The sequence below is a fragment of the Shewanella morhuae genome (assembly GCF_003028295.1).
Classification (GTDB): Bacteria; Pseudomonadota; Gammaproteobacteria; order Enterobacterales; family Shewanellaceae; genus Shewanella; species Shewanella morhuae.
This window is the reverse complement of the sequence record NZ_PYSG01000003.1, coordinates 658830-672520: the sequence shown is the minus strand read 5'-3', so window position 1 is coordinate 672520 and position 13691 is coordinate 658830. Positions and strand designations below refer to the sequence as shown.

Genomic DNA, 13691 nt, shown 5'->3' with positions numbered 1-13691 from the left:
ATAAATGGCACGCACCATACTTCTACGCTTGCGGCCTACCAATGTAATGGTCAAGTTTTTCTGGAGGGATGTTAAGCCGCTTTTTTTAACTCATTATATTTTTGATGTGGCGTCTTATAATCTATTGCTGAATGCCTACGTTTGTAATTGTAAAACTGGATATATTGCTCAACCACGCTCACTACAGAGCTGTGATTGATAAAGGCTAAATGGTTTAATCGTTCAGTCTTTAAGCTCCTAAAAAATCGTTCCATCACCGCATTATCCCAACAATTTCCTCTACGACTCATACTTTGTTCAATACCTAAGCCCCTTAGCTTTTCTCTGAACACCTTAGCCGAGTACTGGCAACCTTGGTCAGAGTGAAACATCAACGCCTGTGTATTTGGCCTCTGGCGTTGTAGCGCGTTATTTAAGGCCGCTGTCGCTAACGCTGCATTGGGTTGGCTTGATAAGGCATACCCAACAATTTCTTTGGTGCCTAAATCAAGCACACAAGCTAAATAACTCCACCCTTGATGGGATTTTATGTAGGTAATATCACCCACCCAATGAGTATTATACGTCGTAGGGTTAAACTGCCGCTTGAGCAAATTAGGTGCGTAAACTTGCTCATCACCTGAGTTAGGATAGTAATGCTTTTTCTTTGGCCTAATCGCTATTAACCCCATACTTTTCATTATGCTAGCAATAGCGTAAACCCCTACCTTACAATCTAAATCGACTAAGTCTACCTGTATTCGACGTTTACCATACGTCGAATTTGAGTCAGAGAACGCTTGTTCTACTAATTGTATCCGTGCCTGCTTTTCAGCGCTTTGGGGGATCGGTTTGTAATATAAACTACTGCAACTGAGCTCGAATACTCGGCACAACTCACTCATTCTAAAGCCTAGATTTGCTTTCTTTACTTCGCGGATCATTTTAAGTTTTGATTGTCTCGAATGAAGAAAGCTGCAGCCTTTTTTAGGATGTCATTATCCCTCATTGCTTGTTTTAGTTGAGCTTCTAAGAGTTGAATTTTTCGTTGTTCTTCAGTGAATGCTTTGGCATTTTCTGGGGTTTTACCCGCTAATTCAGCCTGGTACTGGATTTTCCATCGAGACACCGCAGATTTACCTGCACCAGACATATCTTCAATTTGCTTGTTGGTGTAACCCTGTTCGACCATCAGCTTGGCATATTCTAATTTTTGCAGCGGGCTGACAGTGACTTTCGATTTTCTAATCATAATAAATACCTTTAAGATTTGGCTTATTTTAAGCTATAAATCTCTACAGTTTCATTAGACCATTACACAAACATTCCTCAATCAAAATGTTACTTGTTACAGCACAACGCAAACGCGCACGCCAAAAGAAGGGAAAAGGGAAAATTCTCAGCTGATATTGCCTCGCTCCATGAGTAAGCTCTATATGTTTTGGAAGATAAAAAAGATGCCGTTTATACCATGGTGTTGGCGGCATCTTTTCTATCTCTAATTGAACTTGCTGCGCCTGACAAATCAATGCATCTTTGTTTTGCTGTAACAGCAACTCAAAGTGGGTCGATAATCTATGATAACGACAAATAAGCTTAGTGTTGTCATCTAATCGGTGACTTTGTTGCTCTATCCATGACGCCATATATCCCTATCCCTAAGCGATAAACACCGCTTTATCATCCATGTATTTAACATCAAAGAGACTTAAGTGACCTGTACTGGATCTTGGTGAATAATCACCTCGGCATCTTCAAAGGCCGCTTTAACCCGTAAGCCTGTTGTATCAGCAATACTGTGCGCCTCATTTAAACTCAAATTACCATCGATCTCTAAATGAAACTGAATAAAAATCGTTTTTCCCGCCTGACGAGTCCGCAGGTCATGTAGCCCTTGTACGCGCGGATCTTCTTTAGCAATATTTTTAATCTGTTGACGGGTTTCATCATCCAGCTCTCGGTCTAACAAGGCTTGAATTGAACGATAGCCTAAACCATAAGCTTGATGGCCAATATAAAATGCAATTAATACGGCAAATAGTCCATCCGCCCACCACCAGCCATATTGCGCTAGCACTAATGCCAGTAATACTGCAGCATTGAGAAATAAGTCTGATTTGTAATGCAGGGTATCGGCTTCTACCACTGTGCTTTTGGTCACCGCTAAGGCGCGCTTCTGTAACATGACTAATGCTAAGGTTAGTACAATTGCAATAACAGAAACCACCACGCCGATGGCGGCATTATCGACTGGCGTTGGCGTTAATAGGCGCTCTCCACCGTAGAAAAACAATAGAAATGCCGAGCCCATGATGAAGGCTGATTGCGCCAAAGAAGCCAAAGGCTCTGCCTTACCATGGCCATATCTGTGGTCTTGATCCGGAGGCACAATAGCGTAACGAATAGCAATAAAGTTGATAATAGAAGCGAGCGCGTCGGCGAAAGAGTCCGTCAAGGATGCCAGCATACTGGCAGAACCAGAGTAAAACCAAGCAAACATCTTGATAACAATAAGGGTCAAAGCGGTAGCCACTGAAGCGCGGCTAGCCAGTTTGACCCAAAAATCATATTGAGAAATTTGATTCATAGGGAAGTTTTATTAGAAAGCAATGACCCTATTGTATATCAGCTGCCGTATTTAACCGCGAGGTTCTTTACCTCTATGTGCTTCAAATCGCGCTTTAAATTTAGTTTGCTGCTCAGGCGTCAACAGATTATAAACTTGATTTTGTATTTTCATACGTTCAATCATTTGGGTTTGACGCTGTTCTTGCTGCGCGCTCATTAAGGCTTTGGCTTGCGTTTCATCGAAGTTAGGCGCGGTTAATAATGTTAGCATTTCAGTACGATTTGCTAAACGCTCCTCTTTCGTCGGGCGACTCTCTGTTCTGGCTGCTTTCTGTTCAGCGAACAGTTTTTTAACGTCAGCTTTTTGAGCATCGGTTAAATCCAGCCCTTCAAACATTTTGTGCATACCGCCCTTATTCATATGTCGGCCGCCATGTTCCATGTGGTAGCCCTTATGGTATTCAGCTTTACCGCTCTCAGCAGGTGCGGCATTAACTGCCGTTACAAAAACAGCTGAGCTGGCAAAAAGTGCAAATAAACTGGCTTTCAAAGGTGATAGTGTTTTCATAGTGTTAACCTCAGTGGTTCAACTTAATAGACAAGTAATAAGACACAGTGACGACCCAGTAAAGCCAAGTCACTTTCGACCCTTACAGTCTAACTCTCCCTATGTAAGTGAGAATATGGCACAGGTAAATCACTGTAAAGTTATGACAATAAATAGCAAATTCTCTATTCTTTACTTTGACTTACATTGCTACACAGCAATTGACATCAAAACAGGTATACTCAGCCGAAGGCTAAGACGCCAGCGAATAAATGGGCTAACAAGGCCATACAGTCAAGATTAAGGAAATGTATGAATCGGATATTATTAATCGATGACGATCTGGGTTTATCAGAGCTCCTAGGGCAACTGCTTGAGTTAGAAGGGTTTCAATTAACTTTGGCCTACGAGGGTAAACAAGGGTTAGAACTGGCGCTTGCTACGGATTATGATCTGATTTTGCTCGATGTCATGTTACCTAAATTAAATGGTTTTGAAGTACTGCGTGCACTGCGCCAACATAAGCAAACACCGGTATTAATGCTGACAGCGCGTGGTGATGAAATCGATCGCGTGGTCGGACTTGAGATTGGTGCTGACGATTATCTGCCAAAGCCGTTTAACGATAGAGAGTTAATTGCGCGTATCCGCGCGATTATTCGCCGCTCGAACTTAACCACTCAAGAAATCCATGCAACACCCGTACAAGAGTTTGGTGATTTACGTTTAGACCCATCACGCCAAGAGGCTTACTGCAACGATCAGTTGATCATACTCACTGGCACCGAATTCACCCTACTGCATACCCTCGCACTGCATGCTGGCGAGTTGATGAATAAAGAAGATCTAAACGAGAAAGTGCTTGGCAAAAAACTTATGCCCTTTGATCGCAGCTTAGACATGCATTTGTCGAATTTACGTAAAAAGCTACCAGAGCGTAGCGATGCTCGGCCAAGGGTAAAAACTATCCGTGGTAAAGGTTATATCTGGCTCCCATAACGGCGGTATCACTGTGCCTAATCGTTTATTTATCAAATTATTACTTGGATTTTGGTTTTGTAGCTCACTGATCATTGCCTTAGTGGGCCTGCTGCCATTACTGCAACAGAATCATGACCGTGCGCCTTTGCCACCCCATCTTGAAAGAGTACTTGCTAGCGTAGCTCTGCGTATTCAACAGGATCCGTCCTTATTAACGACTGATTTTATCCGCCGCTTAGAAAAACATCGCGATATAGAAGGCAAACCGCTGCGGATCTATTTAACCAATAGCCAAGGACAAGTCATTAACACCCACAGAGTCAGTCGTGGTGTACGCAGTTTTATGCTGATGGCCGATGAAGAAAAACAGCCTATTAGTCATCAATTTAAAGACGAACTGGTATTTGGCCCCTATCAATTTAATTTAGGCGCAGAAACTTATTCACTCTACGGTCGCCTACCCGATAACCATCCGCGGCCTTGGTTTTTCTTCTTTGCCGAAAATAAGCTACTCACCTTGAGCCTGGCTATTTTTCTGTCGGGATTATTATGCGGTCTACTGGCATGGCATTTAGGTAAAGCATTAAATTCACTTAAAAAAAGTGCTAATGCGCTTGCCAAAGGCGATTTAACGCATCGTGTTGATGAAGCCACTACCAAGCGCAACGACGAAATAGGTCAACTCGCCAGCGCTTTTAACAGCATGGCCGACTCCATCGAAACTATGGTCAATAATCAGCAACGGCTGATGGGCGATATTTCCCATGAACTGCGCACTCCTTTAACACGCTTACAGCTATCCCTTGCCCTCGCCCGTAAAAAAGGCCAGCAGACCACCGAAACGGAACGTATAGGCTATGAAGCCGAGCAGCTTGAAAAGCTCATCAGCGAATTACTGGAACTCTCACGGGTTAAGCTTAGCACTAACGAAACCAAGGTCTATTTAGGTTTGGCAGAATCCCTAAGCCAAGTGTTAGACGATGCGGAATTTGAAGCAGAGCAACAGGGAAAAAGAATAACTATCGATATTGATGAAGAAATTGAATTAGCACATTTTCCTAAATCACTTTCCCGCGCGATTGAAAATCTGCTGCGTAATGCAATTCGCTATGCCGCAAGCGACATTCAATTACAGGCGAGTGCAACAGCTGATCAAGTAAAAATCACGATAAAAGACGATGGACCAGGCATAGATACCGCCGAACTCGATGCCATTTTCAAACCCTTCTATCGCCCTGACTCTGCACGGCAAAGAGAAAGCGGTGGCTGGGGACTTGGACTAGCAATAACAGAAGCCGCCATTACCGCGCATAAAGGCAAAATTAAAGCTGAAAATTGTGTTCCAACTGGTCTTAAAGTTACTATTTTCCTGCCAAAATAATCGTAACGGGATAAATAGGCCTACGGTTAATCGTAGCGGATCAGCACGGGGATCTTTATCAGCGCGAGTGTTACATACAGATTTTTATTCATCAATGAGTTAAATAGTACTCACTCTATTTTTAATATTAAATACAGCAAGTTAATGCCATGGGATGACTATGCAAATTATTGACCTAAAATTAGCGCCACAACATATCCCACAATTAGCGCAATGGCATCATAAGGAATGGGCACATTGGAGTCCGCCAGAAAGCTCTGCCAGCACATTGATAGCGCAAATGAGTGAGTATTTAACTGATGCCGTCATCCCGAAGATGTTTATTGGTGAAGAAGCAAACCAAGTAACGGGCTCATCGTCATTGATTGCTGAGGATATGGATAGCCGAACTGATTTAAGCCCTTGGCTCGCCAATGTGTATGTTAATGCAAGCCATCGCAATAAAGGGCTGGGAAAATTGTTAGTCAATGCTGTCGTTGATTATGCCAAGACGCTTGGCTTACAGAAAATCTATTTATTTACCGCTGACAAAGCCGATTTTTATCAAGCATTGGGCTGGTCAATTATTTCGCGGGAAAATTATAAGGGCGGGATGGTGACGATAATGGAGTATGAGTTCATGAAATAAGCTCCACGACGGGCGTCGTGAAGCTGTACATGCAAGCTACCTTTATTTTTACGGTAGCAGTTAACGCTAGTCTATTTCTATTTCCATACCGAAACGGTTGGATAATTGGCGTTGTTCATGCAAGATTTCAATTCGACGGCGAGTATCTTGAGCCAACTTGTCTTTGAGCCGTAAGCCACTAGCAGCAGCGGTTTTTTTGGCTTTTTTACTCTTAATCGGTAAATCAATGGTCGTTGCATCGGTTGGACTTTCGACAGTTTGAAATTCGACAGACATAGCTAACTCCTTTAATTCGAACCATTAATCGGTTCTTCCAGTAAATCCCTGTTTTAAACACTTCACAGGTTATTTCAATCAATCTATTCGCTACAAGATAGTAACCCGTTAAGATTAACCATTTATTAACCTAGCGGTTTATCATTCATCCCATTTAACCAAATAAGTATTACGACTAATCCGTTAAAATGGTGATATTTAGAGAATGAAACATTGTCGATAAACAACGCACCTAACGAGCGAATATTTATTGGCGACAGAGCGATATATTATTGTTAAAAATAACGCTTAAATTGTGCAGAAGGGTTAGCGAATATATGCGGGGCAAACTCTGCTGCACAACTTTTAAGCTGTGCAACAGTACTACATCTGGACTAGGTTTACGACTTATATGGCATAGCGCCTAGGTAATCTTTCTTGCCAACCTCGACACCATTGTGACGTAAAATTGCGTAGGCTGTTGTTATATGAAAGTAAATATTTGGAATTGCATGCTCAACAGCAAACTCATAACCGGTAAGATATTTCCCCTCCCAGCGTGGTTGTGACACATGAATCGTGGCAGAATTGGCAAAATCTTCTGCTTTGAAAGTGGCTAAATACGCTAACACTGAGCTAATACGTTCCTGTAATTCAGCTAATGTCGTTTCATTATCATCATGCTTAGGCACTGTATCCAAATTATCCGTTAAGCGGGCAACACCGATTTTGGCGGTATCGCAGGCAATCTGTACTTGGCGAGCAAGATTAAACTGATCTGGCGCTAAACGTGAATTAAGTAAAACAGCCATATCCACTTTCTTAAGGTTTGCGAAACACTCGCCTTTTTCAAGAATAACGCTTAAATTTTTCAGCATTTTGCTAAATTGTACAACCGTTAAATCATAAAGCATGACATAGACCTCAGTAATGGACGCTACAAGACTGCAGCACTTAATCGATCTTGGGGCAAATAAACCTAATTCAATCACTTTAGCAAATTATGTTTTATTGCATGGAGCTGATATACGCTAGCGCTAGGCTATAAAATCAAACGGCTTGATTTTATAGCTAATGCTCACCCAATAATGTTAACAAATAATGAAATAGCTCATAATTAACTCGCACTCCAGAGTAATTGGCCGCAATCGGTCAAATCATAACCCCCAAGTAACGCAGCCATTTGGCGCGTATTCCCCGTCGAGAGCATCGTAAATAGCTGCTGTAACTGGCGACGAAAGTAAATGCTCTGTGGCATAACAAAATCAAAAGACTCTTTGATCAAAGGCACAAAATGTAAACCACTTTCGAGCGCAACCGATTGACAACCAAAACCAATATCTGCATCACCACGGGCGATATAACCCGCTAACTCGCGCTCGCTATAGGCTGTAAGCACTACATTAAGTTGTTCTAATCGAGCACCTTGTTTTAGTAACCAATGCTCTAAATGTTGCTGGCTACCCGCCCCGCCCTGACGACTAACCCAACGCCAAGGTAGACTAATAACTTTGTCTTCCTCTTGGCATCTGTGGTGCATATCAGCACGCATAATTAACCCCTGTTGACGGGAATAACCGTGCACCATGATCCACTGCTGATGATTGTTGTAACCTTTCAATAATGCTGGATGACGAATATTTCTATCTTCCATACTGCCCCAGTGCAAGGTACATACATCCGCATAACCTTTTGCAAGTAACTCAAGCCCAAGGCGTGAGCCAGTGGCACTGTAACTGATTAATTCTCGGCTACCCACTTGCGCCATCAAGCGCGCTACCAACATCGATAATAAAGGGTCGTCACTACCGGTAATTAACAAACGGTCGGTAAGCATGCCGCTATGGCACGAGTCCATTACCCAGCGATCAATCAGCACTTTTGGAAATAACCATTTACCAGTTATCTTGGTAGCCGGAAGCACTCTGTCATTAGCCATGGCGTAGACTTTTTTCTCATTCAGATCTAAATATTCGGCCACTTGCTTTGCGCTCATGTAGACCAATTCGCCACCAGAATTCATCTGCTTTCCTTGTTTTATTATCCGTTACTGCGTGTAAACCATCATCGCGTACTTTCGTAAATTTCGAGATCTAAGCGGTTGTATTTACGTCAAACTCAAGATTTTCACTACCGTGATACACTAAAAAGTGTCGACCTTTAGCACGGGCAATAATGGTAATCCCTAATTGCTGCGCCAACGCTAACCCCATCTGAGTCACACCGCTTCGCGATAATAAGAGTGGGATACCCATCTTGGCGACTTTTATCACCATTTCCGAGGTTAAACGGCCCGTAGTATAAAAAATCTTATTATCACCACGATCCTGTGTTAACCACATATCCCCAGCCAAGGTATCAACTGCATTATGTCGACCCACATCTTCGACGAAGGCCATGATTTTATCAGCTTCACATAAGCCACAACCATGTACCGCACCAGCATTTTTATAGGTTTCGTTATAGTCGTTAATATTTTTTAATAAGCTGTAAAGCGTACTTTGTTTCAGGCTAGGTGTGGGTAATTTGATATCCTCTAAACCCTGCATAAAACTGCCATATACAGTGCCCTGACCACAGCCTGACGTCACTGTTTTTTCAGATAACTTTTCATCTAAATCAGCCGTTTGCTCGCAGGTGACCACTGCGGCAGAATTTACATCCCAATCAACAATCACAGAATCAAGCAGACTAACATCCGAAATAAACCCCTGATTTTTAAGATACCCTAACGCTAGCGATTCTGGTTTAGCACCGAGTGTCATCAGTGTCACTATTGGTCGCCAGTTTAGGTACACCGTAAGCGGGCGTTCACAAGCAACGAATTTATCCAATACTTCACCGGCTTCATTCATCGCTTTTACGGCAATGGTTAACGGCACTTCGGCTTGAGTTCTCACAAAAGAACAGTGATGTTGAGGCTTCTGAATAGGATTATCTGTCACCATTTTGTTATCGATGGTCATACTGTTATCAGAAATAGAGCTGTTTTCAGAGATCATAGTGCTGTTTTCCAACATCATAGCGTTATCGCTTAGCGAGTGATGGTCTGAGCATAGCAATATTTATACCTAGGTATAAAACTCAGCTTTAAATGCGTGATCTGCCGCAATACTGACTTTTGATTAGCACCTTTATGTCCCAAACAAAACCAAAGTCTGGACAATATGTCCCGTTTTAGGTCGGTTTTTGATGATCCAGTTCAAACTAATACCCCTCATTTACTGGCATCGATATTGCAGTGACTATTTATCGCAATTTGTTGGTTACAGCGGATCCGTAAAAGCAACGGTTCGCCATCAACACGGCTGAGACGGAGAGATAATGCAACATACAACAAGTGTTTGGCCCATGTACGTTTCACTCAGAAAAATAGAGAAATTAGTTGGCCGCTGGCCCTCAGTACAATGGGAAATTGAACATCTATTGCCCGCCACCCACCAAGCTCCCGATGGCGCAACTTTAGTGTTACTCGAATTGCATAAAGATGAACGCGCTAGCTACCGTCTTAATATTGATTTAGATGATCCTATGCTGTACTTGGTGTGCGATGAAATGCCCGATAATACTTGGGTGCCAGCTGCATTATCTGCAGATCAAAACGTTGCCGCTGGTTGCCTTGAAGGCAATACACCAGTCATCAACTTATTGATGCCAAGAGCCATCGCCTGTTGGATAGAAGCCTTTATCACTCAACACGGCGAAGTTGAAATCGCCGCCCATCGCCGTAAACATGTTGATGGGCGCAAAAACCAAGGCCCTAGTCGCGATCCACTTCGGAGGAATTAATGTCTGAGCCGACTGTGAAAACTGGCGGATTATTAAGCCGTTGGAACCAACGCCGTGAACAAGTTGCGGCTGAAGAAGCATTAGCAACACAAAATGAAACCATGCCTCAACAGGCAAACGGGGTTGATGAGATCGTCACAGCAGAGCCGACTCAAGTTGTAGAGGCGGTAACAGAAGATGTTAATCCGGCAGAAAATGACGACCCTAATCGTATGCTCACCGCTGCGGATTTACCTAATCCTGATGATATTGAAATTGGCGGTAGCTTTGCCAGTTTTATGGGGGAGAATGTCGATCCTGCGGCTAAATCTGCAGCGTTACGTGCACTGTGGAAACAACCGCATTTCAATGAGATAGATGGGCTTTTAGAATATGCGCTCGATTATAGTAATCAACCTAAACTCAGCCCAGAAGTCTCGGCCGAATTAGCGAAAAAAGTTTTCCGCTATATCACTCAAGAAAGTGAAACTGCGGATGAAGAATCCGCCTTAGTAAAACATGCTACAGACGCTGAACAATCGGCTAATCTTGATGTCAGCGAAGTAAAAACAAATGAAATCAAAACTGAATTGGCTGCAGAGCCAATAACGGACAATTTGGATGGAAAGGCTGATGACCTATCCCAAAATGAACCAGAGCCGCAAGCTCAGGCTCATAACAGAGTTGTTTAACGTCAGTTTAGCTAATTTTAATGTCCGTAACCTTGGTATGTGAATTGCTGTACTAAGTACTAGATAAGCTTAGATAAAAGCAGAAAAGGCAATGACTTAGTTATTACCAACCGCCTAAATCTGCCTAGATACAGTAAAACAAGAAACAGCCAACGTACTGTTCAGGAACGCAATGTGAGCACCCATTTGATGACCAATCAAAACCAAGAAGCGTTAAAACAAACGCGACAACAGGTGTTAGCGCAAACTCAGATGTTACAGAATCTGATCCCGCCAACCGTCAGCTACACCACCGAAGGCAATGTCCTCGTTATCGGCCCAGAAGACTTAGCCCGCCTCGCGGCGGACAAATTGTCCACGATGACGCAGCGCGTTATTTTGGCCAATGAAGCCATTACTAGCCAAGATGAAGACCACCTTGAGCGCGTGATGGCCGCAGCCACTGAAGTCGAAAGTTACTACAACAAACTCATTGGCGTAAAAGGCTTTTTAGGCCAATTTCAAGTCAGTGTGGAACATGAAGATGGTGCAGCTGAACTCAGCGTGGTGTCGATTCGTAAACCCCACTTTGATATCGTGCTCGATTTAAGTAGCACCGCCTGTTTGAATTTAGAAATGCTGCCACCAGGGTATTTCTATGTCGGCCAAGATGCGGCAAAACTCGACGATGCACTGGCACAAATCCCAGACTTTATCGGCCAATTTGATAAACCCCGTTACGTAAAAATCAACGCAGATTTATGCGCCCATGACCGTAACGGTATCAATGGTTGTAATCGCTGCCTTAATTTTTGCCCAGCGGATGCTATCAGCAGCGTTGCTAAAAAAATTGAAATAGACCCGTATCTTTGCCACGGTGCAGGCAGCTGTAGCAGTGCGTGCCCAACGGGTGCCATTAGTTACGATTTACCAACGCCACAAGCCCTGTATTCATACCTCAACAAAGTGGTCAGCCGCTTTCGCGAACAGGCTCAAACAGCACCCGTGATTTTATTCCACGACAATGCTATCGGCGCTGATTTTATTACTGAAAATTTAGCGGGAGATATTATCCCCGTCGCCCTTGAAGAAATTACCGTTGCCAGCATAGATCACTGGATGTCGGTACTCGCTTGGGGTGCGCGCCAAGTGCTTATCCTTAATACGGATGCCACCGCCCCCACACTCACTCAAATGCTTAAAGGTGAGCTTTCATTAGCCAATAGTATTTTAGATGAAATGGGCCAGCCACAACGCATCAGCCTTATCGACCCAAGCATGCTTAACGACTTGTCATCGATGCTCGATATCAGCTTAGATTGGCCAGTAATTGTGCCCGCAGCGTTTGCATCGACCACTAAGCGCAACACGCTATTTGAAGCGATAGATCACCTCAATAGCCAAGCGGGCGAAATCGATACTTGCCTAAGCCTCAATAATATTCCCTTTGGCAAAGTCAGTGTAAATGTCGAAAAATGCACCTTGTGTATGTCCTGCGTGGCAATTTGCCCCACGGTGGCATTACAAGATGGTGGTGACAAACCTGCGCTCTATTTTATTGAACAAAACTGCGTGCAATGCGGTTTATGTGAGGCGGCCTGTCCTGAAAAAGTGATTAGCCTAACCCCACAAATTAATTTTGATAAAACCGTTCGTCAGCAACAACACACCCTAAAAGAAGAAGCCCCTTTCGAATGTATTCGCTGCGGCTCTGCTTTTGCGACCCAATCTATGGTGCATCGGATGCTGGATATGGTCGGCGCGCACAGTGCATTTTCTGCCAATATTGAACGCTTGAAAATGTGCGGTGACTGCCGGGTAAAAGACATGTTTGAAGACATTCTTCAAGATCCTGAAAAGCAACTTCGATAAGAGATCCGCAATGACCGAATCAGTAAGACAAGTTTCAGAAAACGATCAGTTGAGAGCCGATATCTATCAACTGTTTGCCGCCCTGTTGCGCCGTCAGCCGAGTCCTGAACTGCTGCAGTTTTTGATCACACTTGAAATCGATGACAACGAAGATAACGAGATGACCAAAGCTTGGTTATCACTCCAACTCGCCGCCCAGCAGTTCAGTAGTGACCAGCTAGAAGACGAGTATTTTAACCTATTTCTCGGCGTAGGCTGCGGTGAAATCCTGCCCTACGGTAGCTGGTTTATGACTGGCTCATTAATGGATAAACCACTGGCATTGCTGCGCCAAGACCTTATGCAGCTGGGTTTTGAACGCGAAGATAACGTGAAAGAGCCCGAAGATCACGTTGCCGCCCTGTGTGAAGTCATGGGTGTTCTGCTATTAGAAGCACCCAGTTATCGCCAACTTGCCTTCTACCAACGCCATATGGGTAGCTGGATTGGCCGTTTCTGCGATAGTTTAGCCAAAGCGCCAAGCGCGGCTTTTTACGCAACCGTCGCACAACTAGCCAAGGCCTTTTTTGAGATGGAAGCCAATGCCTTTGAGCAATTGAGCTTAGATATTCCCGTTAATTGCCCAGGCAGTGCTGACTTACAACCCGCCACCAGCGATTTAGCGAAAAAAGTAGATCTAGTGAATTAGCACTCAGCTAAGAGCTGCATAAGTTCAAACGATGAGGGTAAGCCCATGTTTACTTTCATCGCAATACCGAGAGCTTAGGCTTTCACAATACCGAAATGGTCGATGTTTGTACCATTTTAATTCAATAACAAGGAGACACTATGAAGAAGCCAGCTTCCGATATCGGTCGTCGTCAATTGCTTAAAGCATTAGCGTTAGGCAGTGCGGCAGGCGCTGTGGTTACCGTGAGTAGTCAGGCACTCGCCTCGACAAAAACGGCTGAAACCGTAGAGCCAAAGAGTGAGAACTACCGCGAAACCGAGCATATTCGTCATTATTATGCCTCGCTAAACAACTAACCAAAGGAGAATGTG

16 protein-coding genes are annotated in these 13691 nt (G+C 43.7%); 8 read left to right on the top strand and 8 right to left on the bottom strand.

Translation table 11 applies throughout. From position 1 onward, the window contains the following. Window positions 1-71: 71 nt before the first annotated feature. The 4 genes from C9I43_RS17585 to C9I43_RS17570 all read right to left on the bottom strand — a co-directional run bounded on the left by C9I43_RS17585 (window position 72) and on the right by C9I43_RS17570 (window position 3115). Window positions 72-1231 (bottom strand): IS3 family transposase gene (locus tag C9I43_RS17585; RefSeq protein ID WP_107884330.1). Its coding sequence is split into 2 segments (ribosomal slippage): window positions 72-970 and window positions 970-1231, totalling 1161 coding nucleotides; the frame shifts between segments, so codons are not numbered across the junction. 43 nt (window positions 1232-1274) lie between these two features. Continuing rightward, entirely contained in the window at window positions 1275-1625 is a 351-nt protein-coding gene (locus tag C9I43_RS17580) for a hypothetical protein (protein WP_107884867.1), read from the bottom strand. A 62-nt stretch (window positions 1626-1687) separates the two neighbouring features. After that, complete coding sequence (fieF, locus tag C9I43_RS17575) at window positions 1688-2566, bottom strand: cation efflux pump FieF (RefSeq protein WP_107884865.1); 879 nt, start codon at window positions 2564-2566, stop codon at window positions 1688-1690. Window positions 2567-2617: 51 nt separating this feature from the next. Then, window positions 2618-3115, bottom strand: coding sequence for a Spy/CpxP family protein refolding chaperone (locus C9I43_RS17570; protein ID WP_107884863.1), 498 nt, complete (start codon window positions 3113-3115; stop codon window positions 2618-2620). Window positions 3116-3406: 291 nt separating this feature from the next. Here C9I43_RS17570 and C9I43_RS17565 point away from each other — a divergent pair, with 291 nt between their 5' ends. The 3 genes from C9I43_RS17565 to C9I43_RS17555 all read left to right on the top strand — a co-directional run bounded on the left by C9I43_RS17565 (window position 3407) and on the right by C9I43_RS17555 (window position 6084). Continuing rightward, window positions 3407-4093, top strand: coding sequence for a response regulator (locus tag C9I43_RS17565; protein ID WP_076497205.1), 687 nt, complete (start codon window positions 3407-3409; stop codon window positions 4091-4093). 13 nt (window positions 4094-4106) lie between these two features. Continuing rightward, window positions 4107-5456: an ATP-binding protein gene (locus C9I43_RS17560; RefSeq protein ID WP_107884861.1), complete on the top strand. Its 1350-nt coding sequence runs from the start codon at window positions 4107-4109 to the stop codon at window positions 5454-5456. Between the two features lie 160 nt (window positions 5457-5616). Beyond that, a complete protein-coding gene (locus tag C9I43_RS17555; RefSeq protein WP_076497207.1) occupies window positions 5617-6084 on the top strand; it encodes a GNAT family N-acetyltransferase in 468 nt (155 codons plus the stop codon). Window positions 6085-6150: 66 nt separating this feature from the next. Here the strand turns inward: C9I43_RS17555 and C9I43_RS17550 are convergent, their stop codons facing one another. The 4 genes from C9I43_RS17550 to C9I43_RS17535 all read right to left on the bottom strand — a co-directional run bounded on the left by C9I43_RS17550 (window position 6151) and on the right by C9I43_RS17535 (window position 9305). Then, on the bottom strand, window positions 6151-6360 hold the full coding sequence (locus C9I43_RS17550; protein WP_076497208.1) for a hypothetical protein: 210 nt from the start codon (window positions 6358-6360) through the stop codon (window positions 6151-6153). Window positions 6361-6740: 380 nt separating this feature from the next. Continuing rightward, window positions 6741-7253, bottom strand: a complete 513-nt coding sequence (locus C9I43_RS17545; RefSeq protein ID WP_076497209.1) for a DUF1993 domain-containing protein — start codon at window positions 7251-7253, stop codon at window positions 6741-6743. Between the two features lie 203 nt (window positions 7254-7456). Further along, window positions 7457-8362 (bottom strand): substrate-binding domain-containing protein, encoded by a 906-nt coding sequence (locus tag C9I43_RS17540; protein WP_076497210.1) that lies wholly within the window; start codon window positions 8360-8362, stop codon window positions 7457-7459. Window positions 8363-8432: 70 nt separating this feature from the next. Next, the gene (locus C9I43_RS17535; protein ID WP_107885211.1) at window positions 8433-9305 is read right to left on the bottom strand and encodes a formate dehydrogenase accessory sulfurtransferase FdhD; all 873 of its coding nucleotides are present in this window, start codon (window positions 9303-9305) and stop codon (window positions 8433-8435) included. A gap of 358 nt (window positions 9306-9663) precedes the next feature. Here C9I43_RS17535 and C9I43_RS17530 point away from each other — a divergent pair, with 358 nt between their 5' ends. From C9I43_RS17530 to C9I43_RS17510, 5 genes are all read left to right on the top strand, one after another. Beyond that, window positions 9664-10128, top strand: a complete 465-nt coding sequence (locus C9I43_RS17530) for a DUF3305 domain-containing protein (RefSeq protein ID WP_076497211.1) — start codon at window positions 9664-9666, stop codon at window positions 10126-10128. After that, window positions 10128-10799, top strand: a complete 672-nt coding sequence (locus tag C9I43_RS17525) for a DUF3306 domain-containing protein (protein ID WP_107884859.1) — start codon at window positions 10128-10130, stop codon at window positions 10797-10799. The genes C9I43_RS17530 and C9I43_RS17525 overlap by 1 nt, the downstream gene beginning before the upstream one ends. A gap of 189 nt (window positions 10800-10988) precedes the next feature. Further along, entirely contained in the window at window positions 10989-12650 is a 1662-nt protein-coding gene (locus C9I43_RS17520; RefSeq protein ID WP_181317936.1) for a 4Fe-4S binding protein, read from the top strand. Between the two features lie 10 nt (window positions 12651-12660). Continuing rightward, entirely contained in the window at window positions 12661-13338 is a 678-nt protein-coding gene (locus C9I43_RS17515) for a TorD/DmsD family molecular chaperone (RefSeq protein ID WP_076497213.1), read from the top strand. Window positions 13339-13478: 140 nt separating this feature from the next. After that, window positions 13479-13676, top strand: a complete 198-nt coding sequence (locus C9I43_RS17510; protein ID WP_076497214.1) for a twin-arginine translocation signal domain-containing protein — start codon at window positions 13479-13481, stop codon at window positions 13674-13676. Window positions 13677-13691 lie beyond the last annotated feature (15 nt).